The organism is Bradyrhizobium sp. STM 3566, assembly GCF_045571445.1.
GTDB classification, from domain to species: domain Bacteria; phylum Pseudomonadota; class Alphaproteobacteria; order Rhizobiales; family Xanthobacteraceae; genus Bradyrhizobium; species Bradyrhizobium vignae.
Map to the genome: position 1 here is coordinate 268154 of NZ_CP120692.1, position 24896 is coordinate 293049.

Here is a 24896-nt window from a genome sequence, read left to right on the forward strand (position 1 = left end):
TTCGTCATGGCCGGGCTTGCCCCGGTCATCCACGTCTTTGCTATCCGTCAATATCAAGACGTGGATGCCCGCGACAAGCGCTGCCATGTTGAGAAAGACGTCATTCCTCTGCCTTGAAGGGACGCGTCATCAGCCCCGAGATCGCAGCATCGATCGTGCTTCGGCCGCTCAGGATCGATGCGACCGCTTCTGATACCGGCAACTCGATGTTTTGCGAAGCGGCGAGTTCGATCAGCACAGGGGCCGTGAACTCGCCCTCGGCGAGCTTGCCGGCTGGCGGCTGCTCGCCGCGCCCGAGTGCGAGTCCGAGCGCGAAGTTGCGCGATTGCGGGCTCGAGCAGGAGAGAATCAGATCACCGAGGCCGGACAGACCGGTGAGCGTCTCGCTGCGCGCGCCGAGCGCGCGGCCAAGACGCGTCAGCTCGGCAAAGCCGCGGGTCGTCAGCGCCGCCTGGGCCGAGGCGCCGAGCTTGCGCCCGACGGAAATGCCGACTGCGATCGCCAGCACGTTCTTGGCGGCGCCGCCGATCTCGACACCCCGGATGTCCGTGGAGTGATAGGGGCGGAATGTCGGCGAGCCCAGCGCCTGCACCAGGCTGCTGGCCAACGCCTCATCGCTTGCCGCCAGGGTCACAGCTGTCGGCAGGCCGCGGGCGACGTCGTCGGCAAAGCTTGGGCCTGACAGGATCGCCGGCTGCGCGTGCGGCGCGGCCTCGGCGATCACGTCTGTCATGAACTTATGGGTGCCGTGCTCGATGCCCTTGGCGCAGGCGACGACCGGAATGGGTTTTGCGAGATGCGAGGCCAACATGTTGACCGCGCCGCGCAAGTGCTGCGCAGGCGTTGCGATCAGCAGCATGTCGGCGCGCGCGGCGATCGCCGGATCGCTCGTGACGACAATGTCCGGAGCAAGCCGCACGCCGGGCAGCCGCGGATTATCGCGCGTCGATGCAATCCGCGTAGCATGCTCCGCGTTGCGCGCCCAGAGCGTCACGCTCCGCCCTGCCCGCGCCGCCACCATCGCCAGTGCGGTACCCCAGGCGCCCGCGCCGATCACCGCGATGGATTGGAACGCGGTCATCGTCAGAATCCCGCCCGTGTGTTGCCGTAACCCGTAGGCGCCGCCGCATTGGCGTCGAGCAACCACCGTGCGCGCGGCTGCGCGTCCATCGTGTCGGTCAGGCCGAGCGCGAGGCGTTCGGCTCCGGCCCAGGCAATCATGGCGCCGTTGTCAGTGCAGAGCGCGGGCGGCGGCATGATCAGTTGCGTCTGCGCCTGCCTCGCGACGTCATCGAGAGCGCCGCGGATCGCCTGATTGGCGGCGACGCCGCCGGCGGCCACGAGCGCGCGCGGCGCGCCGAACTGCTCACGAAAAAGCTTCAGGCCAACGCTGAGGCGGTCGGCCGTCGAATCCAGCACCGCGGCCTGGAAGCTCGCGCAGAGATCGCTGATGTCCTGCGGCGTGAGCTCAGCCAGCCGGCTCGCTTCGGTGCGCACTGCCGTCTTCAATCCCGACAGCGAGAAATTCGCATCGGGACGCCCTTGCATCGGCCGCGGAAACGCAAAGCGCGTGGCGTCACCGCCTGCCGCCGCGCGCTCGACCTGCGGTCCGCCGGGATATGGCAGTCCCAGCATCTTCGCGACTTTGTCGAAGGCTTCGCCGATGGCATCGTCAACGGTGGTGCCGAGCCGCACATACTGGCCGACGCCGGTGATTGCGACGATCTGGGTATGGCCGCCGGAGGCGAGGAAGAGGCAATAGGGAAATTCGATGCCGTCGGTGAGGCGCGGCGTCAATGCATGCGCTTCGAGATGATTCACCGCAACCAGCGGCGTGTCGTGCACCATCGCGATCGCCTTCGCTGTGGTGAGCCCTACGATGACGCCGCCGATCAGCCCGGGTCCTGCGGCCGCGGCGACGCCGTCGAGCTGGGCATAGTCGATGCCGGCCTCCCGCATGGCGCGATCGATGATGCCGTCGAGCAGGTCGACATGCGCGCGCGCGGCGATCTCCGGCACCACGCCGCCGAAGCGGGCGTGCTCTTCGACCTGCGACCGCACGATATTGGACAGAATCTTGCCGCTGCCGTCAGGTGTCCGCTCGATCACGGCCGCAGCGGTCTCGTCGCAGGTGGTTTCGATGCCCAATACCAGCATTGGCGAATTGTTATCCAATTTGCGCCCTTGCGCTCATCTGTAAAGCAGAGTTCTGGTACGTCCGGTAGCATCCCGGGGCCAGATTGCGCAATCGTCACGCGCCGCCGTCCAGGTCAATGCGTCACCGCCACGTGGTTCGGGAACACCAGCGATGTCCATTCTTGTCACACGGCCGCATCCCGACAATGAGACGACGGCGGTAAATCTGCGCGCGCGTGGGCATCTGGTGCTGCTCGCGCCGGCGCTCAAGTTCGAGCCGGTCGCCTTCCGTGGCGAGAGTGAAGCGCCCTACGGTGCCGTTCTCGTCACCTCGGCCAACGCGATCCGCGCCGCCGCGGCGCAGTTGCGGGACCTCGGTCTTCTAGAGTTCCCTTTGTTTGCGGTCGGCGAGCATACGGCCGCTGCGGCGCGCGAGGCCGGTTTTGTCGAGGTAATCGTCTCCGGTGGCGGTGCTGCTTCCTTGCGCGAGAAGGTGATGCAGAGCGCGCGCGACAAGGTGCTGAAGAAAAAGAGCGCGCTGCTGTATCTCGCGGGCGCGGATCTGTCGCGCGATCTCGGCGGCGAACTCGTTGCCGAGGGTTTCCGCGTGGTCACGCAGACCACCTATCGCATGGCCCCGGTCAAGCATCTGCCGCGCGAAGTCTGCGAGGGCTTTGCCGCCCACGGGATCGAGGCGGTGCTGCACTACTCCCGGCGCAGCGCCCGCGCCTTCCTGGACGCAGCGCGGGACGAAGGCGTCGAAATCTCGGCGTTGGCGATTCCGCATTGCTGCCTGTCCGACACGGTTGCGGGCGTGCTGCGCGATGCTGGCGCGTCACAGGTTCTGGTGGCCGCCACGCCGGACGAAACTGCCTTATTCGACACCTTGGAGCGTGCGTTGCGGACCCGTTTGGCGTAAAGGTCGGGCCGAATCCGACGCAATCTAGTCCACCCTGGTATGGAAGTGTGAGGAACCGTCACGATGGCCGATGACAAGCCTGAAGACGCTGGATTGGCACCCGACGCGGGCCGTGCCAAGCGCACCCCGCCCACCATCGATCTCGAGGCGACAGAAGTCTCCACCCAGCCGCAGCAGGTCGCGGGCGAGCCCGAGGGTCCCGGGCATGCCGCGCAGGCGCAGGCCAGGTTCGAAGAAGGCGGATCGGAAGAGATCAAGACCGAGCCTCAGTCCGGCTCTGCAGAGGAGCAGGCGTCCGCGCCTGTGTCAGCGCCGGTTTCGCCCTGGGTCATTGCGCCGTTCTCCGGTGCCGTCGCAGCGGCGGTCGTGATCGCGGTCGGCTGGATGCTGGGCTGGCCTGCGGTGCAGGCGCCGCCGGCCGCGCCGCAGGTCACCAGTGCGACGATCGATGCGCTAAGCGGACGCGTTGCTGCGGTCGAGGCCAAGGCTGGCAAGCCCTCAGCCGATCCGGCCATGGCGGCGCGGATCGACGCGCTGGAGAAATCCGCAAGCAGCCTGCGCAGCGACATTGCCAATCTGCGTGCGCAGTTCGACAAGACTGCGAATGCCCTGAATGACGCGAAAGTAGCGTCGCCTGCGGCTGCGCCTGATCTTGCAGCTGTCCTCGACCGCATCGCTCAGCTCGAGCGCGCCAGCAAGACGGAGCGCGCCGAGCTTGCGCAGCAGGGCGAGAAGATCGCGGACGCCAGGACGGTGGACGACAAGCCGCTCCGCCATGTGGTGGCAGCGGCGCTGCTCGACGTCGCCGTTCGCCATGGCGATCCCTATCAATCGCAACTGGCCGTGGCGCGTTCGCTGGCGGCCAAGCCCGACATGCTGAAGCCGCTCGACGCGTTTGCATCGTCCGGCATTCCAACGGCGGCCGCGCTGAGCCGCGATCTCCTCAACATCGTGCCGAAGCTTTCGCCGCCGCCGGAAGCTCCGTCGAGCGACGCCGGCATTGTCGAGCGTCTCCAGGCCGGCGCATCAAAGCTCGTTCGCATCGAGCGCACCGACGGGGTCGGCAACGATCGCGGTGCCATCGCTGCGCGCGTGACCGCGGCTGCGCTCCGCAACGATTTCGTCGAAGCGCGGCGCGAGCTGAAGATGCTGCCCGAGGCTGATCGCGCCCCGGCGCAGGCCTGGCTCGACAAGATCGATGCCCGCGACACCGCGCTCGCCGCGTCCCGCAAATTCGCCGACGATGCCATGGCGGATCTCGTGAAATCCGATCCGGTCAAGTCTGATCCAGTCAAGCCTCTTCAGTAAAGGTTCGCGCAACAATCGGCGCGTATAGGGATCGCCATGCTTCGCATCGTCCTGTTTCTCGTCCTGATCGCACTGGCGGCGGCCGGTGCGGCCTGGGTTGCCGACCAGCCCGGCGACCTCGTCCTGACCGCGGGTGGTTTCCGCATCTCGACGACGCTTCCCAGGTTCGTGTTCCTGCTTGGGCTCTTTGCCGTCGCCGTGGTGCTGCTCTGGAGCATCCTGACGATGATCTGGCGCACGCCGGCGCGTCTGCGCCGCCGTCGCCACGAAAAGCGCCAGGCGCGGGGACGCCACGCCATCACCCACGGCCTGCTCGCGATCGGCCATGGCGATCCCGCGCTCGCCCGCCGTCATGCCGAGGCGGCGCGGCGGCATGCGCCGAACGATCCGCTCGCGCTGCTGCTGCACGCGCAGTCGGCTCAGCTCGAAGGCAATCGCGATGAGGCGCAGCGCGTTTTCCGCGCGATGGCCGAGCGCGAGGACACGCGGCTGCTCGGCCTGCGCGGCCTGTTCATCGAGGCGCAGCGCGCCGACGATGCGGTCGGCGCGGTGATGATCGCGGAAGAAGCGATCAAGCTGTCGCCGTCCGCGACCTGGGCCTCGCACGCTGTGCTCGGCTTCCGCTGCGCGCGCGGCGACTGGAGCGGCGCGCTTGCGATCCTCGATTCGAATCTGTCCGCGGGCCAGATCGACAAGCCGACGTATCGGCGGCAGCGCGGCGTGCTGCTTACCGCGCGCGCGCTGGAATTGGAGACGATGGATCGTGACGTGGCGCGCGAGAGCGTGATGGAGGCGGTCAAGCTCGCGCCGACGCTGGTCCCAGCCGCGGTGCTCGCGGCAAGATTCGAGAGCGAGGCGCATCAGGTGCGCCGTGCCATGAAGCTGGTGGAAGCGGCCTGGCTCGCCAATCCGCATCCCGATCTCGCCGATGCCTACGCGCATGTGAAGCTCGGCGATTCCGCGCGGCAGCGCCTGCAGCGGGTCGAGACGCTCGCTGCCAAGACGCCAGCCGACAAGCCCGGCCATATCGAGGGCCAGCTCGCGATCGCGCGCGCCGCGATCGATGCCTCCGAGTTCGGCCGCGCCCGCGAGGTGCTCGCGCCTTACGTCAGCGATCCGACCCAGCGCGTCGCCCTGCTGATGGCGGAGATCGAGCGCGCCGAGCATGGCGATGGCGGCCGTGTCCGCGCCTGGACCCTGCGCGCAGTACGCGCTCGCCTCGACCCCGCCTGGACCGCGGACGGCTATGTCAGCGACCGCTGGCGGCCGGTCTCGCCGGTCACCGGCCGCCTCGATGCGTTCCAGTGGCAGACACCGGTCGCGAGCCTGCCCTCGGACAAGGGCGCCACGATCGAATCCTCGCCCTTCGAGGAAGCCATGCTGGCGGCCCCGCCGCCGAAGCGGGTCACCGCCGCTCCTGGCGCAGCTCCGGTGGAACCGCCGGTGATGGCCCCGGTGCCGGTACCGGCCGCCCAGGACAATTCGCCGCCTCCGGCCAAGGAAGTTCCACAGGAAGCTGCCAACGAAGCAGTCAAGGACGACGAGCCGACCGTCACACCCTCCGAGCCGGCGAATCCGGCTCCGGCGCCCGCCGAATCATCGCCGCCGGCGGCAACGCCGGTGTTCCGAACCCGAGCCGACCTCGGCAAGCAGGCATCGGCGCCGATCCAGGCCGTGATCCCGATCGTCCGCGCACCGGATGATCCCGGAATCGACGACGACGGCCCGAGCGATGAATTTACGGAACAAATCGGCACGCCCAAGGCCGACGCAAAGGCCCAGGCGGGCGGCTGGCGCGGATTCTGGTCCCGCTGGGGCGCGTGAGGCGTATTTCGAGCCCGGCTTGTCCTTGCCAATTCCGGCCATGCCCGATATCAGGAGCGCGTATCGGGGCCGGCATCGCACAGGTCCCGGCCGGTTCGCCGCAATAGCTCAGTCGGTAGAGCACGTCATTCGTAATGACGGGGTCGGGGGTTCGAATCCCTCTTGCGGCACCAGCGCCTGCCTGTCCGGCCCGGAGACATGGGTAACGAAACGTACCTAAGAGATGGGTGACAACCTCGTGCCGATCGGGTTGTCGCGGGGTTTCAAAGTCATCTGCTCCAAGTTCGCTTCAAATTGCTCACCCCGCCGGCAATTTCGGCTCCTGCGCTCATTACGCTGATCGCTCCCGCTGCGGGAAGAACCGTCTCAGCGCCGGTCACAACCAAGCCCGCCGACCAGGACCACGGCATCTACCGGTAAGCCGCTCGCCAAAGCAAATGGCCGGGCGAAGGCCGGCCATGCGCATCTTGGTCGCGCCTATTGCGAGACCGTCTGCACCACGCTTCCGATCGGGCGCGTGGTCGTGCCTGCGGTCGGCACCTTCAACTCCTTCATCAGCGCCTCGTCATATTCCGGCAGCGTCTGAAGCGTCGTCTTCGCTTTCATCTGCACGACCTTGTAGCCGCCGGCCTTGAGCCGCGCGAGCAGCGCCGGCATGGCTTCGCCGGTGTGCTTCTGGAAGTCATGCATCAGGATGATGCCCTTGCCGAGCTTGTCGAGCCTGGTCATCACGGTCTCGACGATCTTCTCGGGCGTGGCACCCTTCCTGAAATCGAAGGAGTCGATGTCCGTCGAGAACATCGCGACGTTGCGGGTGCCGAAATAGGTCACCATCGCCGGATTGTGCTGGAGCTGCGGGAAGCGGAAGAACGGCGCCGGGTTGGTGCCGAGCGCGAAGCGCACCGCGCTAAAACCCTTCTCGACCTCGTCCTTGACTTGTTGCTCGGTCATCTTCTTGCTGTTCAGGTTGACATGCGACCAGGTGTGCGTGCCGACCGTGTGGCCCTGGGCCAGTACCTGGCGCAGGATTTCCGGATGGTAGGTCGCGTGCTTGCCGACCGAGAAGAACAGGCCCTTGGTGCATTCGTCCGCGAGCGCCTTCAGCACGGCGGGCGTGTTGACCGGCCACGGGCCGTCGTCGAAGGTCAGCACGACCTCCTTCTCGGTGAGGAAGTCGAACTGCTTGAAATGCTCGAAGCCGAAGCCCGGACCGCCTGTCGTGTCGATCTCGACCACGCGGGACACGCCCAACGCGTTCGGATTGGCGCAGGCCTGTTTCGGCTGCATCGGCATGACCGGCGCGGGTGCCGGAGCCGCTGCGGCCGGCTTGGCCGCGATCGCCGCGGTGGTCTCGACGTCGTCCTTGGCGGCGAGCTTCGCCTGTGCCGGCAACGGGTCGGCGGTACGGGCGGCAATCGTCTTGGGAGCGCCCTGGTCGGCGCGCGCGGAATAATAAAACCAACCGCCGGCGGCGATCACGACCGCCGCAACTACACTGGCCAGCATCAGGCCCAACGCATTACGCATCGCTACTCTTTCCAATTACGCAACCAAACCGGCGGAATTTCCCGCGCGACAAGCCATTAATGCGAAGTAAGAGTTAACGTGACACCAACGCGACGGCGGTCGTGGAGGAATTTCAGCGGGGTGCGCCAAAGTGACCGGGATCACAGAGGATCGGCCTCCCGTGAGCGTCATCACAGTGGAAACGGATTTCCCGGATCATCGTAGCTCCCATCGATAACGGGGCCGCTTGTGGCGGTGCCAATGGGAGCTTCAAATGACCAAGTCGTTTACCAGCAAGATCCGTGACGCCAGCCTGGCCTTGGGCTTTGCCGCCATCGTCTCGATCATCTCGACGAACTCGAGCTTCGCGTTCTCGGCCGAGGCGCAGCAGATGTGCACTGGCGATGCCTTCCGCCTCTGCTCGGCGGAGATCCCCAACATCCCGAAGATCACGGCCTGCATGGTCAAGCACCGCTCTGACTTAAGCGCCGGCTGCCGCGCGGTGATGGACAAGGATCTCGCCAAGGGCGCCTCGCGCAAGATCGCTGACGCCCAGGACAAGCAGTAAGCAACGCGGCGATCATTGCGCTGGTCAGCTCCCCTTGCGATGTGTCCCGGCATGAAGCCGGGGCCATGCGGCGGCGCCTTGCAGCCAGTCAACAAAGCCGTTGCAGCCCCGGTATCGTCGCACTAGCTTCGCCCGCACATTCTTTTGCGCTACGAGGCATTACGCGATGGCCAGATTTCTTTTCATCATCCCTTTTCTGCTGTGCGCATCGGCTGCATCCGCACAACAGCAGCCCGGCCACGATGCCTGCGCGCGCGACGTCTCGCGCTTCTGCCGCGCCGTGATGAACAATGGTGATGGCGCCGTGCTCGCCTGCCTGAAGCAGAACCGCACGCGCCTGAGCAAGGCCTGTGACAAGGTGCTGACGGAACACGGGCAGTAACGATTTCTGTAGCACGGATGAGCGCAGCGAAATCCGGGAACGCTTGGCCCCGCATGTCGCTTCGCTCATGCGGGCTACGGGCCGAAAGAAGCTACGTGCCGCTCCCTGCCGCGGTCGCGACTACCGGTAGCACCTCGCTATTCGCCCGGTCCGGCGTCTCGTCCTTCCAGCGCACCGAACCGAATGGGCGCTCCAGCATGCGGCGGATCCGAACCGGCTCGGGACCGATGTGGAAATCGATCGCCTGCTGATGCAGCGCGCGTTCGGACTGGGTCGAGCGGTTGCGCTGGCGCAGGTAATCGAACCAGGTCGGGCAATGATAGCGCTCGGTCCACAGTTCGGGATCGGCGATGTCGCGGGCGATCGACCAGCCATAGGCGCCGTTGCGCTGGCGGGAGAGCTGCACGTCCTGCATCACGTTGTGGAACGCGCGCGCGTTCTCTTGCGCGACGCGGTATTCGATCTCGACCACCAGCGGCCCGCTACGCCCGGTCAGCGACAGCTTCACCTCGGGATCGGCCAGCACCTCTGCATCCTCGTTGCGCGCGCCGACGCGCGGCATCGCCAGCCGAATGCCGAGCAGCGGCGAGATCAGCATCAGGCCTGCCGCCGTCAGCAATGCGATCTCGACGCCGGCATAGTCGGTGAGATGGCCCCAGCCCCAGGCGCCGATGGCGATGCCACCGGAAATCGACGCCTGGAACGCCGCCAGCGAGCGGCCCGCGACCCAGCGCGGCGCCGAGAGCTGCACGCCGATGTTGAACAGCGCGATCGCAGCCATCCAGACCGCGCCGGCCAAGACCAGCGCGGTCGCCGTCAGCACCGGCTCCGTGCTCAGGGCCAGGGCGGCCATCGCGAAAGCCATCGAGATGGTGCAGGCGCGGATCGCGGCCTCGCCGCTCATGCGCTTGCGCAATTCGTGGATGTTGAGCGCGCCGATCACCGCGCCCATGCCGAAGGCACCCAGCATGATGCCGTAGGTCTGCGCGCCGCCACGCAGCAGGTCACGCGCGACCAGCGGCATCAGCGCCATCACCGCGCCGCCGATCAGGCCCATCACCAGCGTGCGCAACAGCACGATCTTGATCGGCGGCGAATTGGTGATGTAGCGCACGCCCGAGACCATGGCGCGGTTGAGCTTTTCCCGCGGCAGGCGCGAAGGCTCGGTGCTGCGGCGCCAGAGCAGCAGCACCACCAGAAGCGGCAGATAGAGGATCGCATTGCAGGCGAACGCGGCGACCGCGCCGAGCGCAGCGACGATGACGCCGCCGACCGCCGGACCGAAGCTGCGCGCGATGTTGTAGCTGATACCGTTCAGCGCGACTGCCGAAGGCAGTGCATCGGGCGGCACCTGCTCGCTGACCGAGGATTGCCAGGCCGGGCCGAACAGCGCGTTGCCGCTGCCGACGACGAAGCAGAAGGCGAGCAGCGTTTCCGGGGTGATGAGCTTGAGGCCGGCCAAGATCGTCAGGGCCGTTGCGCCGATCAGCGCGATCGACAGTGAAATCACGCTGACGATGCGGCGGTCATACATGTCGGCGATGGCGCCAGCCGGCATCGAGATCAGCATGATCGGCAGCATCAGGGCGGTTTGCACCAGGGCCACCTTGTCTGCCGAGGCCGCCATCTGCGTCATCGCCCAGGCCGCGCCCACGCCCTGGATCAGGAGGCCAAGATTGGAGAGCAGGCTGGCGAGCCAGATCCGCCGAAACACGGTGTACCGCAGGGGTGCGGCAATGCCGTCGGCGCCACTTTTCTGGCGGTTCGTCTGCTCGGTCATATCCCCTTCCAAACGGTCTTGCAGAAATGGTCCCAGGCGATTCCGGCAAATTCAGTGATGCCCGCGAAAGTCCTTCGCTGTCCAGTGTTTAGGCCGCTATAAGCGGTGCAAAGAGGCGGTTTGCCGGGGAGGAACAGATGAAGCTGTCACGACGGACGATTTTGCAGGGCGTTGGCAGCTTGCCTTTCGCAGTTGCGAGCTTGCGGACGGCTGCGATCGCGCAGACCGCACCAGGGGCCACGCCGAACACGGACGTGCCGCCGATCCTGTTCGTTCACGGCAATGGGGACTATGACGCGCTCTGGATGACGACGCTCTGGCGGATGGAATCCAATGGCGTCGCGCGCGAGCGCATGATGGCGATCAATTTCACCGATCCCCTGGCGCGCAGCGACGACAAGCTCGAGCAGGCGGGGCGTTCCTCGACCGAGGACCAGCGCCGCGAGCTGGCCGCTGCCATCGCCGAGCTGAAGCGCCGGACCGGTGCGGCGCGCGTGGCGCTGGTCGGCAGCTCGCGCGGCGGCTATGCCATTCGCAACGTCATCAAGAATGGCGGTGCCGGCGATGTCAGCCACGCCGTGCTGTGCGGCACGCCCAATCACGGCGTGTTCGCGACCGACGACCAGCCGAACAACGAGTTCAACGGCCGCGGCACGTTCCTGCGCAGCCTGAACGAAGGCGAGAGCGAGGTGACGCCGGGGGTTGCCTTCCTCACGTTGCGCAGCGACGGTCTGGACAAATATGCGCAACCCGACGGCCGCTTCATCGGCAAGCCTGGCACACCGACCAATGTCAACGCCGAGGGGCCCGAGCTGAGGGGCGCCACCAACCTCGTGCTCGGCGCGCTCGACCATCGCGAGGTCGCGTTCCACCCGCGCGCGTTCCGGGAGATCTACAAGTTCATCGCCGGGCGTGAGCCCGCGCGCATCGCGATTGTGCCGGAGACGAATGTGAGGCTGAGCGGCCTGGTCACGGGCACGCCCGGCGGCGTATCGACCAATCGCCCGGTGGCGGGTGCAACCGTCGATATCTTCCGTGTCGATCCCGAAACCGGCGAGCGCATGGGCAGTGCCGTGCACAGCACGAAGACCGGCGCTGACGGCCGCTGGGGGCCGGCGCAGGTCGAGCCGTCCTGGTCGCTCGAATTCGTGCTGGCGGCGCCGGATGCGCCGATCACGCAAATCTACCGCTCGCCCTTCCCGCGCTCGTCCGACGTCGTGCACCTCCGGCCCGCGCGCCCGATCGGACCGGCCGACAAGGATGCCGGCGCGGTCGTGATCATGTCGCGTCCGCGCGGCTATTTCGGACTGCCGCGGGACGTGGTGCTGTTCGACGGCAGGGAGCCGGCCGACGTCAAGCCGGGCGTGCCCACGGATGCGACAGCAACACTGCGGCTTCCGGCCAGCGAGGTCGGACGTAACATCGTGGCTCAATTCGGCGAAGAGCGGATCGTGGCCCGCACCTGGCCTGCCGCCGAGAACCGGATTGCGATTGCCGAGCTGACTTACTAGCTATTAGCCTGCGTCACATCCGCGGGAGAGAGCCATGAATATCGCCAGCGTGCGTCGGCCCATCATCCCTCCCGCTCCCCCGCGTGCGCCCGACGACATGTCGTTCTTCGGCCGTCTCGCGGTGATCCGGCAGAACATGATCGCGACCTGGGGGCAGCGCGCCTATGAGGAAGACGTCATCCCGGGCCGCTTCTTCTTCCGCAACAGTTTTATCCTGAACCAGCCGGATGCGATCCGGCACGTCCTGCTCAGCAATTACGAGAATTACACGCGCACGCCGGCAGGCATCCGCATGCTGCGCCCCGTGCTCGGCGACGGCCTCCTGATCGCGGAAGGTCATTCCTGGACCTTTCAGCGCCGCACCCTCGCGCCAGCCTTCACCCCGCGCGCCACCGCAAATCTCGTCCCGCACATGACGGCGGTGCTCGACGAGACCATCGCAAAGCTCGATGAGCGCGCGGGCGAAGACGTCGACCTGCGCGAGGTCATGCAGCGCATGACCCTCGAGATCGCCGGGCGCACGATGTTCTCGTTCGGCATGGACCGGCACGGCGCGACCCTGCGCAACTTCATCATGGAATATGCCGCGCGGTTGGGACGTCCCTATTTCCTCGACATGGTACTACCGGTTTCCTGGCCGAGCCCGATGGATCTTGCGCGCGCCCGTTTCCGCAAGCGCTGGACCGAGTTCGTTGCCATGCTGATCGCCGAACGTCGCGCGGCCGGCAAGAAGGATGGCGCGCCGCCGCGCGACCTGTTCGATCTCATGGACGAGGCGCGCGATCCCGAAACGGGCAAGGGCTTCTCGGACGAGCAGCTCGTCGACGAGGTCGCGACCATGATCCTGGCGGGTCACGAGACCACGGCGACGGCGCTGTTCTGGGCGCTCTATCTGCTCGCGCTCGATCCGGAGACGCAGGAAGAGCTCGCGTCCGAGACAAGCGGCGAGCATCTCGACAGTATCGCCGACATCGATCGCCAGAAATTCACCCGCGCCGTGATCGACGAGACCATGCGGCTCTATCCGCCCGCCTTCCTGGTCGCGCGAGCCGCGCGCGAGAGGGACAATGCCGCGGGCGTCGAGATCGGCAAGGGCGACATCATCATGATCGCGCCCTGGTTGCTGCATCGGCACGAGAAGCTGTGGGATCAGCCGAACGCGTTCATTCCAAAGCGCTTCATGTCGAAAGAGGCGCCGGACCGCTTCGCCTATCTGCCGTTCGGCGCAGGTCCGCGCGTCTGCATCGGCGCGCCGTTCGCGCAAGCCGAATCCGTGCTGGCCCTGGCCCGGTTGATCGGCGCCTTCCGCGTCGAGCTCGCCGATCAGGCTGTTCCCGTGATTCCGCAAGGCGTCGTCACCACCCAGCCGGACCATTCGCCCATGTTCCGCATCACGCGTCGGTGACAGGCGCTCGTCCGGCCGACGGCGTGATTCATCCTAGATAGAGCCCCTGCCATGAGCGACATCCAGGCCCAGTTTTCCGTTCTGAAGCAGACCGCCGATCCGAAGGTTGTCGATGCGATCGCGCAGCTGATCGCCCAGGGTCAAGATCGCGACCTTAACCGCATCAATGTGCTGGATTTTGCCGATCGCACCGGGCTCGACCAGGAGAAGGTCATTTCCGGATTCCTGCATGCCTCGCGGCTTGGCCTGTTCGACATGAGCTGGAACGTGCTGTGTCCTGGCTGCGGAGGGGTCCTGGGCGCACACGCAACGCTGAAATCGTTGAAGCACGAAGACTACAACTGCGCGCTCTGTGCAGCCGGATACGAGGCATCTGTCGATGAGATGGTCGAGGTGGCCTTCACCGTCAGTCCGCGGGTTCGCCGCATCGGTGCTCATGATCCCGACACGCTGCCGATCTGGGAATATGTCCGGCAGATGTTCTGGAGTTCAGGCGTCGACATCAACGATGAAACCTTTGCGCGCCTGATCAACGAGGTGACGCTCGAGGCACTCGAATTGCCTGCCGGCGAGAAGGCAATCCTCTCGCTGACCCTGCCCAGCCAATTCATCATCGTGTTCGAGCCGGTCACTCATTCGGCGCATTTCCTCGACGTCCGGGGTGAGCCGACGAGCGAACGCCAGCAGCTTTCGATCATGTTCAACAGGCTGGAGGCGCCTACGGGGACCACGGTGATGCGCCCCGGGCCGTTGCGCCTTACGCTCGAGAATCAATCGGGCGGTCGCGTGTTGCCCTCGGTCTGGATTGCTGCCGACGCGCTGCATGAGATGATCGGCAAGCGCAAACCAATTCTGACCGCCAAGCGGATGCTGTCCAATCAGACGTTCCGCGATGTTTTCAAGGCCGACAATCTCAACGTCGACCAGCGATTGAAGATCACATCGTTGACCTTCCTGTTCACCGACCTGAAGGGATCGACGGCCCTGTACGAGCGCGTCGGCGACCTCAGTGCTTTCGATCTTGTGCGCGCGCATTTTCGTGCGCTCCTGGAGATCATCGCTGCCGAGAAGGGTGCAGTTGTGAAGACGATCGGTGATGCCGTCATGGCGACCTTCGTCAGACCTGAGCACGCCATCACCGCCGGACTGCGCATGCGCGCAGCCATGGACGAATTGAACAGGCAGCGCGGCGCCAACGATCTCATTCTCAAGATCGGCATCCATGAAGGTCCCTGCCTCGCGGTGACGCTCAACGAGCGCCAGGATTATTTCGGCCAGACGGTCAACATCGCGGCTCGCGTGCAGAGCCTGTCGACCGCGCAGGAGATCCACATCACCGGGCCGGTGGCGGATGCGCCGGCGGTCGCCGAGCTGCTGGAGCGGCGCGCGATCAAGCCGATCCAGAAGCAGGCTGCGCTCCGCGGCATCGCCGACAAGATGGTGGTGTACGAGATACCGTGAGGGAGTGCGGCGGCCGCAGCGCCGTCATTCATGCACAAGTAATGACGGTGTCGAGGCAGGTGCGTATCCCAGCCACCGTCGTCATGTCCGGACAAGCCCGGACATGACCGCGAGCCGCGCTCCGGATTGCTGAAACGTAATGCAGCGCGCGGAACTGACGCACGTTGCGCCGGTTGAGTTTCCCGCTCATATAATGCTGGTATCGGCCGCACCCCTCGCGGCGTCATTGATCTCGGTAGGACCTCATGCTCGACGGCTTGCGCCAGTTCATCGCCGACATTGTCGGTCCCCAAGCTCAGGACCGCGCATTCGGCGACAGCGATTATCGGCTGGCGGCGACCGCCCTGCTGGTCCATGTGGTCTCGCTGGACGGTCAGCCGAGTGCAGCCGAGAAGCGCAAGCTGCACAGCCTGATCGAAAGCCATTTCGGCCTCGATCGCGGCACCGCGGATCGCCTGATCGCCGATGCGACGGAGGTCGAGGGCGAGGCGGTGGACCTCTATCACTTCACCAGCGTCATCATGCGCTCGCTGGACGAAGAGGGCCGCAAGCGCATCGTGCAGATGATGTGGGAGCTGGTCTATGCCGACGGCCAGGTCAGCGAATTCGAGGACAATGTCGTCTGGCGTGCTTCCGACCTGCTCGGGATTTCCCAGCGCGACCGGATCGAGCTGAAGCACGCAGTCGCAGAGCGTGTCGGCGGCCAAATCAAGGACGGTGCCGTCGGCGGCTGACGGCGCTGGACTCGACGAAGCGCCGCGTGCGCGCATACATGACGAAACTTTAATTTATTCGCCGCCCGCGCCGAATTCGCCTGTAAATCCACGGTCTTTCAGCACTGCCTGTCGTTCTGCTCAAGCGGCCATGCTGTCAGCGCCGCTTGCCTGTTGCGTTCGGCCTATGCTCTCGTTCCCCCGTTGCGGGGCCAAAAAAGTTGCTTTCAAGAGACTTCGATCGTGGTTGAGCGGGTGACGCTGATTACTGGTGCCTCGGCGGGCATCGGGATGGAGCTGGCGCGTGTGTTTGCGTCCAATGGACATCGCCTCGCATTGACCGCGAGACGGGCAGACCGTCTGGAGGCGCTCGCCACTGAGCTGGCCGCCAAGTGCGGCAAGAAGCCGATCGTGATCGCCTGTGATCTCGAGGACAGGGACGCCGGCGCGACGATCGCGGCAGCGCTTGCGGCCGAAGGTGTCGAGCTCGATCATCTCGTCAACAATGCGGGCTTCGGCGTGTTCGGCGATGCGACCGAACGCGATCGCAGCGAGCAGCTCGGCATCGTCGACGTCAACGTCCGGGCCCTGACGGATCTGTCGCTGCGCTTTGCCGATCAGCTCGTCAGGAACAAGGGCGGTCTTCTCAACGTCGGATCCGTCGCCGGCTTCCTGCCCGGGCCCGGCATGGCCGTCTACTACGCGTCCAAGGCCTATGTGATTTCCTTCACCGAAGCGATGCGGGCGGAGCTTGCACCGCGCGGCGTCCGCGTCACCGTGCTTTGCCCGGGTCCGGTGCCCACCGAATTCCAGGCCCGCGCCGGCGTCGGATCGCAACATGATACGGCCGTTCTCAACGTCTCTGCCGCCGAAGTTGCACGGGAGGCGTATCGTGGCCTGATGGCCAACAAACGGGCAGTGCTGCCGGGTCTCGGCATCAAGATTGTGCCGTTCGCGCTCCGCTTCTTCCCGCGCGGCTTCATCCTGGCAGCCACCAGCCGGTTCCAGAGGCAGCGGCGCTGAAGAACGCCCGGTGCATCCGTAGTGGCCCGGAGCTTGCTTCAAGATCGGGGCGTGTGTGCGCAAACTCACACGATGTTAACCATCGCTTAGCTAAGCTGGCGGTCTGAACCGATAGCACTCGCAGAGGCCATGTCATTCCGGACGGACAGGTTTGGTGGCGCAGATGTGGTGCCCTTCCCACGGAGGGCGCCGAGCGCCGCCGCCGCTGAAACCCGGCTGCCGATTCTGATCGTCCTGCATCAGGAATGCTCGACACCGGGCCGCGTCGGCAATGTGCTGCGCGCGCTCGGCCATCGCCTCGACATCCGCCGTCCACGCTTCGGCGATCCCTTGCCCGAGACGCTCGATCAGCATGCCGGTGCCGTGATCTTCGGCGGCCCGATGAGTGCCAACGATCCCGACGACTACATCCGCCGCGAGATCGACTGGATCGAAATTCCGCTTCGCGAGCAGCGGCCGTTCCTCGGCATCTGCTTGGGTGCGCAGATGTTGGCGATGCAGCTGGGGGCCCGTGTCGCGCCGCATGCGCAGGCGCTGACCCAGATCGGCTATTACCCGATCAGGCCGACCGCTGCTGGCCATGCGCTCTGCCCTCATTGGCCGGCACAGGTCTATCACTGGCATCGCGAGGGCTTTGAGCTGCCGGCCGGCACCGAGCTGCTCGCCGAAGGCGATGATTTTCCGGTGCAGGCGTTCCGTGCCGGGAATGCCTTCGGCGTGCAGTTTCATCCCGATGTGACCTACGCGATGATGCATCGCTGGACCACGCGCGGCTATGACGGTTTCAGCGCGCCCGGTGCGCGGCAACGGCATCATCACTTCGCGGATCGAGCCGTCTACGATGTCGCGGAGCGCGCCTGGCTCGATCACTTCATCAACGGCTGGCTGGCGCGCCGGCCGGTGCTGGCGCAAGCCGCCGAGTGATCGCGACTTCGCGCAGGTCCTTGGCGCAGGTCCTTGGCGCAGGTCCTTGGCGCAGGTCCTTGGCGCAAGTCCTTGGCGCAAGTCCCTGCCGCTTCCTTGGATATGCTAGGTTCGCCGCCAACGAGCGCGCGCGAGATCGCGCCGGCAAACCAGGGAGAGCGTCATGGCCTATGAACACATTCTCTATGAGGTGAGCGACAAGATCGCCACCATCACGCTCAACCGCCCCGATCGCATGAACGCGTGGACGCCGATCATGGAGCGCGACGTGCGCCACGCGATGGAAGCGTCAAACGCCGACGACAATGTCCGAGTCATCATCCTCACCGGCGCGGGCCGCGCCTTCTGCGCCGGCGCCGACATGGATGCGCTGAAGGGGCTCGATCCCGACGACGTCAGGCGTGCTTCGAACCTGCCGCCGTTCGACATGAACCGCCGGCCGGATTGGCAGACGCGCTACGGCTATTACCCCTCGATCAAGAAGCCCGTCATTGCCATGCTGAATGGCGCCACGGCCGGCATCGGTCTCGTCCACGCGCTCTATTGCGATCTTCGCTTTGCTGCCGACAATACCGTGTTCACCACCGCCTTCGCTCGGCGCGGCCTGATTGCGGAGCACGGCATCAGCTGGATGCTGCCGCGCATCGTCGGTCACGCCAATGCGCTGGATCTGTTGCTTTCAGCTCGGCGCGTGTCGAGCGAGGAAGCGTTGCGGATCGGGCTGGTCAACCGGCTCTGCTCGCCCGAGAAGCTGCGCGAGGAGACCTACGCCTATGCGCGCGACCTCGCCGATTTCGTCTCGCCGAGCGCGATGGCCGTGATCAAGCGCCAGCTCTACGAGGTGCCGTTCCAGACGCTTGCCGAGGCGACGATCGAGGCCAACCGCGAGATGATGGTGGCGCTGAACGGGAGTGATTTCAGGGAGGGTGTAGCCAGCTTCATGGAGAAGCGGCCGCCGAGGTTTACGGGGAGGTAGGGACTGATTTGCGGATGAAGCCCGGCTTCGCCCTTCGGGCTGCGCCGCGGCAGCCTTCGCTACGAAAGGGCTTGCCGAGCCGAAGCTGGCGAAGCCAGCGAAGGCTGGTGGAGCCAGGCGGGATCGAACCGCCGACCTCGTCATTGCGAACGACGCGCTCTCCCAGCTGAGCTATGGCCCCTTTGCTGGCCGCTCTGGTGAACGCGGCCGACAACCGGGCGCCATTTAAGTCCCTGCCAAGGTCAAGTCAAGGACGGGTGTAACCCGGTTTTAGCCATTTCCGCGCCTGAACTTCCCTTGTTTGGGCCGGAGGGAACCGATATCTAGCAGCAGGCGTCAATCCCGACCGTAGCCAGAGTTTTCAAAAGCCAGAGGCCTCAAAAGCCATGCGTGCCGTTCTCGACATCGTCATCATCGTGCTCGACCTCTACGTCTGGCTGCTGATCGCCTCCGCAATCCTGTCCTGGCTGATTGCCTTCAACGTGGTGAACACCCGCAACCAGTTCGTGTCGGCGGTAGCGGAGTTCCTGTACCGGATCACCGAGCCTCTGCTGGCGCCGATTCGCAATTTCCTGCCGAGCCTCGGCGGCCTCGACATCTCGCCGATCATCCTGATCCTGATCATCATGTTCATCGAGCGGGTGATCCTGTACTACATCTACCCGAACGTGATCTGAGCGGGCTGGGGCGCCTTGGTTGCGAACGAAGCTTCAAGGGAACCCTGGCGTTACTCGACCGCAGGAATCAGCATCGCGCTGCGGGTGACGCCACGCGGCGGCCGCGACGACATCGACGGCATCGAGCAACTCTCGGATGGCCGCAGCGTGCTCAAGGTGCGGGTGCGCGCCATCGCCGATGGCGGCGAGGCCAACAAGGCCGTTCTGGTGCTGCTGGCGAAATCGCTTGGCGTACCGAAGGCCAGCGTCAAGCTTTTGTCCGGGGCGACCTCGCGGCTGAAGCAGATCGCGGTCAACGGCGATCCGACACGGCTCGGCGAAGCCTTGCGCCGGCTCACGTCGGCCCATTCGATAGACTGAGGAACTGACATGACCGCTGAGATCATCGATGGAAAAGTCATCGCCGCGGACCTCCGCGCCCGCGTCGCCGACGAGGTCGCCCGGGTCAAGCGCGAGCACAATCTGGTGCCGGGCCTTGCGGTCGTCCTGGTCGGCAACGACCCCGCCAGCGAGGTCTATGTCCGCTCCAAGCGCACCCAGAGCCAGGCGGCCGGGATGACCTCGTTCGAGCACAAGCTGCCGGCCGACGTCTCGCAAGCAGATCTGCTGGCGCTGGTCGCAAAGCTCAACCGCGATCCCGCCGTGCACGGCATTCTGGTGCAGCTGCCGCTGCCGAAGGGGCTGAACACCGAAGCCGTCATCAACGCGATCGACCCCGCCAAGGACGTTGACGGGCTACATCCGAACAATGCCGGCCGGCTCGCCGGCGGCTTTGAGGCGCTGTCGCCCTGCACGCCGCTCGGCTGCATCATCCTGACCAAGAGCGTGCACGCCTCGCTCGAAGGCATGAACGCCATCGTCCTCGGTCGCTCCAACCTGGTCGGCCGCCCGCTGGTGCAATTGCTGCTGAACGAGAACGCCACGGTGACGATCGCGCATTCGCGCTCGCGCGATCTGCCTGATCTCGTGAAGCGCGCCGACCTCGTCTATGCCGCGGTCGGCAAGGCGGAGATGGTGCGCGGCGACTGGCTGAAGCCGGGCGCCACCGTGATCGATATCGGCATTACCCGGATTCCGAAGGAGGATGGCAAGACGCGCCTCGTCGGCGACGTCGCCTATCAGGAAGCGCTCGGCGTCGCCGGTGCCATCACGCCGGTGCCGGGCGGCGTCGGCCAGATGACGGTGGCGTGTCTGCTGGTGAATACGCTGCGGGCAGCGTGTGCGATTGCCGGCCTGCCGAAGCCGGCGGTGTAGTTGAACTCTCATGCCCCGGACGCAGCGTGAAACGATGCGCTGCCGAGCCGGGACACGGAAGCATCAACCCTTCTTCTTCTTCTTCTCGCGCTCGATGCCTTCGAGGATCAGCTTGTGCGCTTCCTCAGGGCCGCCCCAGCGCAAAATCTTCACCCACTTGCCCTTTTCGAGATCCTTGTAGTGCTCGAAGAAGTGCTGGATCTGCTGCAGCGTGATGTCCGGCAAGTCGGAATAGCTCTTCACCTTGTCGTAGCGCTGAGTCAGCTTCGATGACGGCACTGCCAAAATCTTCTCGTCGCCGCCGGCTTCGTCTTCCATGAACAGCACGCCGACCGGGCGCACGCTCATGACGGCGCCGGGAATGATCCCGCGGGTGTTGATGATCAGGACGTCGCAAGGATCGCCGTCGTCCGACAGCGTATGCGGGATGAAGCCGTAGTTACCGGGGTAACGCATCGGCGTGTAGAGGAAGCGGTCGACCACCAGCGTACCGGCCTCCTTGTCCATCTCGTACTTGATCGGTTCGCCGCCCACGGGGACCTCGATGATGACGTTGACGTCGTGTGGTACGTTTTTCCCGATCGAGACCGCATCGATACGCATTCAAGGCTCCGTTATTGCCGAGGTGAAATCGCGCCCGGCAGCGATTTTGGCGCTGTCATACGCGGGCTTGGCCCGCTGATCCATCGCGTTTTTGTGAAATAATGAATCCGGCGACCACCGGCTCTTGAGGCAACGGGTATCGACGGACGGGAAACCCTGCCGGGAGGGTTTCAGCAGCTCAATTGGTCCAGGCGAAGGCAACCTTGTCGAGCGATTTCGGCCCGAACCGCTCGGACGAACGTGCCACCATGCGTCCTCCCAACGCCCGGTAGAACTCGGTCGCGGGGTCATTGTCCGAGAGCGCCCACACCACCATGCTCTTCAGCCCGCTCTGCATCAGGTCGCGGCGGGCGGCAGCGAACAGCCGGCGGCCGAAGCCGAGTCCCTGAAATTCGGGCCGCAGATAAAGCTCGTAGATTTCTCCGTCGAAATGCAGGCTGCGGGCGCGGTTGCGGCCGTAATTGGCATAGCCGGCGATCTTGTCGCCGAACACCAGCACACTGACGCGGCTGCCCTTGCGGATTGCACTGTCCCACCACTGCGGACCGCGGCGATTGATCAGCTTCTCCAGCTCGGCGCCGGGAATGATGCCCTGATAGGCCGAACGCCAGGCTTCGTCATGGGTCGATGCCACCGCAGTTGCATCTGCAGCTTTGGCCGGCCGGACCTCGATCAGGGTTGTGCTCATGGACGCGATCAAACCAAGTCGCCGCGCCGGCGGCAAGACCTATCGTTAATTATCGGTTAACCTGTGGACTTTCTGCATCAGTATTTTGGCCATGCTGTGCCGAAAGAGGACAAGCCGACATTTCAGACGGCAATCGCAGGACCAAGCGTCGGTACGAAACTACGTTACGGCAACCAGGGAAGGGCAGTGGCAACGCAGAAAGTCGGCCGATAATGATTCGTTCCTACCAATCTGGCTGTCACTATTCGCATTCGCCCTCGGCAATTCATGCGGCTCCTCAACACCATTGCGCTCCTGCCTCTGTTGGCTTTGCTGACTGCGCCGCCTCTGTGTGCTCAGGCCACGCTCGGCCCATCGGGGGAGGAGGGCGAACCGTTTCGTCGGCAAGAGTGGCTTGTGCCCTCGCCGGATACCCACCTTGCTGCGCATGCCCTGCTGTTTCGCCCCGCTGGCCCAGGTCCGTTCCGACTCGCGGTGATCGCGCACGCCTCGACGCAGAACGCGTTGCGTCGTGCGCAAATGCCGCAGCCGGAATACCGTCCGCTCGCCGCCTACCTCGTCGCGCGCGGTTTTGCCGTGCTGGCGCCGGAGCGGCCCGGGCATGGTGCGACCGGCGGCCGCTATATCGAGGATCAGGGCGGCTGCGACGAGGCCGACTACGCACGCTCGGGCCGCGCAACGGCCAACGCAATTTCGCGTGCACTGGCCTATCTGCAAAAGCAGGATTTCATCGGCAAGGAGGCCGCCATCGTGATCGGCCATTCCGCCGGGGGATGGGGTGCATTGGCGCTGGCCAACGCCGATCCCAAGGTGATCTCCGCGATCATCGCCTTTGCGCCGGGGCGCGGTGGCCATGCCAATGATGAGCCGAACCGAATCTGCGCGCCGCATACGCTGCTTGCCGCCGCCGCGGAGTTCGGCAGGGCGGCGCGCATTCCCGTCACTTGGCTAGTTGCGAGCAATGACAGCTATTTCGCCACGGCATTTTCGCAGAAACTCGTCGGTGCGTTTCGCGGCAGCGGCGGAAAGGTCGAGTTTCGCTCACTGCCGGCCGTCGGCAGCGAGGGCCACTGGATGATCGAAACCGAAGCCGGCGTCAAAGCCGCAAGCGGTGAGCTCGCGCGCGCACTGAACCAGAGCGGGCCAACGGCCATCCAGAAGCCATGGGGCAATCGCTGATGCAGAAATGGCCCGACGATGACGTGATCCTGTTCGACGGCATCTGCATCTTCTGCTCGCGCTGGGTGCGGTTCGTTGGGACCCGCGACACGGCGAAGCGGTTTCGCTTTACGCCAATCCAGTCGGATTATGGAACGCGGTTGGCGCGAACGTTCGGCATCGATCCGGAGGATCCCGACACCAATGCGGTGATCCATGGGGGCGAGGCGTTCATGAAGTCGGATGCTGCGCTGACGGTGCTGTCGCAGCTCCCCGGCTGGGGCTGGGTACGCGCATTATTCGTCGTGCCGAAGCCGTTGCGGGACCCGATCTACAATCTCGTCGCGCGCAACCGCTATCGCATCTTCGGCAAGTACGACGCCTGCTTCGTGCCCGATGCCGATTTGCGAGCGCGGGTGATTGAGTAGCCCGTCATTGCGAGCGTAGCGAAGATTCCATGGGGAGTGGATAGCGACCAGGTCTGAGGCCAGACTGAGGGTTGCTGAATCCATTCAACCTGGAGACGACGATGTTGCTCGATCATCCTTCCGACGGACTGGCCGCTATCCGCACGCAGTTTGGCGCAATTTTTGTGTCATTGGAACTGAGCCGTTCGACATGGCTGGTCACTTCGCTGTCGCCCTGCAAGGGCGAGAAGATGTCCAAACGCAGCATGAAGGCCGGCGACCTTTCGGAACTGTTGAAGCTGTTTGCGGAGCTGAAGCGCAAGGCGCAGGCGCGAACGGGTGAGAGCTATCCGATCATCGCGATCCAGGAGGCGGGGCTGGACGGGTTCTGGCTTCACCGCGCCCTGCAGCAGGAAGGCATCGAGAGCCACGTAGTCGATCCGGCCTCGATTGCGACGCCGCGCCGGCGCCGGCGGGCCAAGACGGACCGGCTGGATGGCGAGACGCTGTTGCGGACGCTGCTGGCCTACAAGCGCGGCGAGGTACGGGTCTGCGCCATGGTCGTTGCGCCCTCTCCGGCAGAGGAGGACCGCCGTAGGCTGTGCCGCGAGCGAGAGACCTTGATCGCGGAGCGGATCGAGCATGTGAACCGGATCAAGGGTCTTCTGTTCGCGCAAGGGATCTTCGACTACGCGCCGCTGCGGCGAGACCGGCGGAAGCGGCTGGAGGCCTTGCGGACGGGCGACGGGCGCGCCTTGCTGGCGCATCTGAAGGCGCAGATCAGCCGCGAACTCGACCGGCTCGAACTGCTGCTCGACCAGATCACGGCGGTGGAGCGCGAGCAGGATGCGTTGCTGGCCGCGAGCAAGGCGGCGGGGGAGAAGACCGTATCGAACCCGGTGGCAATGCTGCTCGAACTGAAGAGCCTGGGCCCGAACTTCACGGCCGTTCTCTGGTCGGAGGCCTTTTACCGGCAGTTCGCCAACCGCCGCCAGATTGCATCCTATGCCGGCCTTGCAGCCACGCCATGGCGCAGTGGCGGCATCGAGCGCGAGCAAGGCGTGTCGAAGGCTGGCAATCCGCGCCTGAGAACCACGATGATCCAGCTCGCCTGGCTCTGGGTACGCCACCAGCCTCAATCGGCTTTGACCCAGTGGTTCAAGGTGCACAGCCAACGCGGCCGCAAGCGCGCGATCGTGGCGCTCGCGCGCAAGCTGCTCGTGGCCCTCTGGAAGTACGTGACCGCGGGCGTGGTGATCGAGGGAGCCGAGATAAAGGCCGCCGCCTGACACCACGCTCCTCAGCCTCAAAGCCAATCCGCCGAGATTGATCAGCCTCGGCCGATCCGGGTGGACGAACCGATGGATTGCATGGCTTCAAACGCCGTAACGAAGAATGGTCTCGTCCTCTCGAGCCTGCCCGCCGCAAGCGGAATGTTGGTGCAGCCGCCGCCGCGCGGCGACCGAATGTGAGTTTGATCTGGCAAGCAAACCAGATTGCAAAAACCGGCTCGACCCTTGGATCGCCTGACGAAAAGGAGTTATCCGCCCGCTGCCCCGACTGCCAAAGCCTGATGGCGTGCTCGCTCGAGTCAAGGCCAAGTCGCTTCGCGACGGCCCTACGGGCCGACCTTGACTCGATCTGCGCGCGCCATCCTACGTGCTCCACGGTCG

Annotated in this window: 24 protein-coding genes and 2 tRNA genes; 19 read left to right on the plus strand and 7 right to left on the minus strand. The window is 65.2% G+C overall.

The window, feature by feature from the left end:
• Nucleotides 1–100 precede the first annotated feature (100 nt).
• Both P6U27_RS01265 and tsaD read right to left on the minus strand, forming a co-directional pair.
• The gene (locus P6U27_RS01265) at nucleotides 101–1081 is read right to left on the minus strand and encodes an NAD(P)H-dependent glycerol-3-phosphate dehydrogenase (protein ID WP_407193580.1); all 981 of its coding nucleotides are present in this window, start codon (nucleotides 1079–1081) and stop codon (nucleotides 101–103) included.
• A gap of 2 nt (nucleotides 1082–1083) precedes the next feature.
• Nucleotides 1084–2157 carry a tRNA (adenosine(37)-N6)-threonylcarbamoyltransferase complex transferase subunit TsaD gene (gene tsaD / locus P6U27_RS01270; RefSeq protein WP_407120444.1) on the minus strand — a complete coding sequence of 358 codons (1074 nt, stop codon included), beginning with the start codon at nucleotides 2155–2157 and terminating at the stop codon, nucleotides 1084–1086.
• 151 nt (nucleotides 2158–2308) lie between these two features.
• On the opposite strand from tsaD, the gene P6U27_RS01275 reads away from it, so the two are divergent.
• The 4 genes from P6U27_RS01275 to P6U27_RS01290 all read left to right on the plus strand — a co-directional run bounded on the left by P6U27_RS01275 (nucleotide 2309) and on the right by P6U27_RS01290 (nucleotide 6360).
• The gene (locus P6U27_RS01275) at nucleotides 2309–3055 is read left to right on the plus strand and encodes a uroporphyrinogen-III synthase (RefSeq protein ID WP_407120443.1); all 747 of its coding nucleotides are present in this window, start codon (nucleotides 2309–2311) and stop codon (nucleotides 3053–3055) included.
• Nucleotides 3056–3118: 63 nt separating this feature from the next.
• Nucleotides 3119–4363, plus strand: coding sequence for a COG4223 family protein (locus tag P6U27_RS01280; RefSeq protein ID WP_407120442.1), 1245 nt, complete (start codon nucleotides 3119–3121; stop codon nucleotides 4361–4363).
• Nucleotides 4364–4399: 36 nt separating this feature from the next.
• A complete protein-coding gene (locus P6U27_RS01285) occupies nucleotides 4400–6187 on the plus strand; it encodes a heme biosynthesis protein HemY (RefSeq protein WP_407120441.1) in 1788 nt (595 codons plus the stop codon).
• A gap of 97 nt (nucleotides 6188–6284) precedes the next feature.
• Nucleotides 6285–6360: transfer RNA gene (locus P6U27_RS01290), tRNA-Thr, on the plus strand.
• A gap of 304 nt (nucleotides 6361–6664) precedes the next feature.
• Here the strand turns inward: P6U27_RS01290 and P6U27_RS01295 are convergent.
• On the minus strand, nucleotides 6665–7714 hold the full coding sequence (locus P6U27_RS01295; RefSeq protein ID WP_407120440.1) for a polysaccharide deacetylase family protein: 1050 nt from the start codon (nucleotides 7712–7714) through the stop codon (nucleotides 6665–6667).
• Nucleotides 7715–7967: 253 nt separating this feature from the next.
• Between P6U27_RS01295 and P6U27_RS01300 the strand changes: the two genes are divergently transcribed.
• Nucleotides 7968–8261: a hypothetical protein gene (locus P6U27_RS01300; protein ID WP_407120439.1), complete on the plus strand. Its 294-nt coding sequence runs from the start codon at nucleotides 7968–7970 to the stop codon at nucleotides 8259–8261.
• A gap of 166 nt (nucleotides 8262–8427) precedes the next feature.
• Complete coding sequence (locus tag P6U27_RS01305; protein ID WP_122400320.1) at nucleotides 8428–8643, plus strand: cysteine rich repeat-containing protein; 216 nt, start codon at nucleotides 8428–8430, stop codon at nucleotides 8641–8643.
• Nucleotides 8644–8734: 91 nt separating this feature from the next.
• Here the strand turns inward: P6U27_RS01305 and P6U27_RS01310 are convergent, their stop codons facing one another.
• A complete protein-coding gene (locus P6U27_RS01310; RefSeq protein ID WP_407120438.1) occupies nucleotides 8735–10423 on the minus strand; it encodes an MFS transporter in 1689 nt (562 codons plus the stop codon).
• Nucleotides 10424–10560: 137 nt separating this feature from the next.
• Between P6U27_RS01310 and P6U27_RS01315 the strand changes: the two genes are divergently transcribed.
• The 7 genes from P6U27_RS01315 (at nucleotide 10561) to P6U27_RS01345 (ending at nucleotide 18436) form a co-directional block, all read left to right on the plus strand.
• Nucleotides 10561–11934, plus strand: a complete 1374-nt coding sequence (locus tag P6U27_RS01315) for a hydrolase (RefSeq protein WP_407193581.1) — start codon at nucleotides 10561–10563, stop codon at nucleotides 11932–11934.
• Nucleotides 11935–11968: 34 nt separating this feature from the next.
• Nucleotides 11969–13339 carry a cytochrome P450 gene (locus tag P6U27_RS01320; protein WP_407120436.1) on the plus strand — a complete coding sequence of 457 codons (1371 nt, stop codon included), beginning with the start codon at nucleotides 11969–11971 and terminating at the stop codon, nucleotides 13337–13339.
• 51 nt (nucleotides 13340–13390) lie between these two features.
• The gene (locus tag P6U27_RS01325; RefSeq protein WP_129144316.1) at nucleotides 13391–14800 is read left to right on the plus strand and encodes an adenylate/guanylate cyclase domain-containing protein; all 1410 of its coding nucleotides are present in this window, start codon (nucleotides 13391–13393) and stop codon (nucleotides 14798–14800) included.
• Nucleotides 14801–15045: 245 nt separating this feature from the next.
• Nucleotides 15046–15534 (plus strand): TerB family tellurite resistance protein, encoded by a 489-nt coding sequence (locus P6U27_RS01330; RefSeq protein ID WP_129144315.1) that lies wholly within the window; start codon nucleotides 15046–15048, stop codon nucleotides 15532–15534.
• A gap of 222 nt (nucleotides 15535–15756) precedes the next feature.
• Nucleotides 15757–16536, plus strand: a complete 780-nt coding sequence (locus P6U27_RS01335; protein WP_129144314.1) for an SDR family oxidoreductase — start codon at nucleotides 15757–15759, stop codon at nucleotides 16534–16536.
• Nucleotides 16537–16665: 129 nt separating this feature from the next.
• Nucleotides 16666–17460, plus strand: coding sequence for a glutamine amidotransferase (locus tag P6U27_RS01340; RefSeq protein WP_129144313.1), 795 nt, complete (start codon nucleotides 16666–16668; stop codon nucleotides 17458–17460).
• Nucleotides 17461–17623: 163 nt separating this feature from the next.
• Nucleotides 17624–18436 carry an enoyl-CoA hydratase gene (locus tag P6U27_RS01345; RefSeq protein WP_122400328.1) on the plus strand — a complete coding sequence of 271 codons (813 nt, stop codon included), beginning with the start codon at nucleotides 17624–17626 and terminating at the stop codon, nucleotides 18434–18436.
• 105 nt (nucleotides 18437–18541) lie between these two features.
• Here P6U27_RS01345 and P6U27_RS01350 read toward each other — a convergent pair.
• Nucleotides 18542–18617, minus strand: a tRNA-Ala gene (locus tag P6U27_RS01350).
• A 205-nt stretch (nucleotides 18618–18822) separates the two neighbouring features.
• On the opposite strand from P6U27_RS01350, the gene P6U27_RS01355 reads away from it, so the two are divergent.
• From P6U27_RS01355 to P6U27_RS01365, 3 genes are read left to right on the plus strand one after another with little or no spacing between them, the layout of a single operon-like run.
• Nucleotides 18823–19113 carry a YggT family protein gene (locus P6U27_RS01355; RefSeq protein WP_018645113.1) on the plus strand — a complete coding sequence of 97 codons (291 nt, stop codon included), beginning with the start codon at nucleotides 18823–18825 and terminating at the stop codon, nucleotides 19111–19113.
• Between the two features lie 15 nt (nucleotides 19114–19128).
• A complete protein-coding gene (locus tag P6U27_RS01360; RefSeq protein WP_122400329.1) occupies nucleotides 19129–19473 on the plus strand; it encodes a DUF167 domain-containing protein in 345 nt (114 codons plus the stop codon).
• A gap of 9 nt (nucleotides 19474–19482) precedes the next feature.
• A complete protein-coding gene (locus P6U27_RS01365; RefSeq protein ID WP_407193582.1) occupies nucleotides 19483–20367 on the plus strand; it encodes a bifunctional methylenetetrahydrofolate dehydrogenase/methenyltetrahydrofolate cyclohydrolase in 885 nt (294 codons plus the stop codon).
• A gap of 63 nt (nucleotides 20368–20430) precedes the next feature.
• Here P6U27_RS01365 and ppa read toward each other — a convergent pair whose 3' ends face one another.
• Together ppa and P6U27_RS01375 are read right to left on the minus strand one after the other, a co-directional pair.
• Complete coding sequence (gene ppa, locus P6U27_RS01370) at nucleotides 20431–20970, minus strand: inorganic diphosphatase (protein ID WP_122400331.1); 540 nt, start codon at nucleotides 20968–20970, stop codon at nucleotides 20431–20433.
• A 178-nt stretch (nucleotides 20971–21148) separates the two neighbouring features.
• On the minus strand, nucleotides 21149–21658 hold the full coding sequence (locus P6U27_RS01375) for a GNAT family N-acetyltransferase (protein WP_008136728.1): 510 nt from the start codon (nucleotides 21656–21658) through the stop codon (nucleotides 21149–21151).
• Nucleotides 21659–21925: 267 nt separating this feature from the next.
• On the opposite strand from P6U27_RS01375, the gene P6U27_RS01380 reads away from it, so the two are divergent.
• The 3 genes from P6U27_RS01380 to P6U27_RS01390 all read left to right on the plus strand — a co-directional run bounded on the left by P6U27_RS01380 (nucleotide 21926) and on the right by P6U27_RS01390 (nucleotide 24512).
• Nucleotides 21926–22837: an alpha/beta fold hydrolase gene (locus tag P6U27_RS01380; RefSeq protein WP_129144310.1), complete on the plus strand. Its 912-nt coding sequence runs from the start codon at nucleotides 21926–21928 to the stop codon at nucleotides 22835–22837.
• Nucleotides 22837–23244, plus strand: coding sequence for a thiol-disulfide oxidoreductase DCC family protein (locus P6U27_RS01385; protein ID WP_129144309.1), 408 nt, complete (start codon nucleotides 22837–22839; stop codon nucleotides 23242–23244). The genes P6U27_RS01380 and P6U27_RS01385 overlap by 1 nt, the downstream gene beginning before the upstream one ends.
• 101 nt (nucleotides 23245–23345) lie before the next feature.
• Entirely contained in the window at nucleotides 23346–24512 is a 1167-nt protein-coding gene (locus P6U27_RS01390) for an IS110 family transposase (protein WP_407119947.1), read from the plus strand.
• Nucleotides 24513–24896 lie beyond the last annotated feature (384 nt).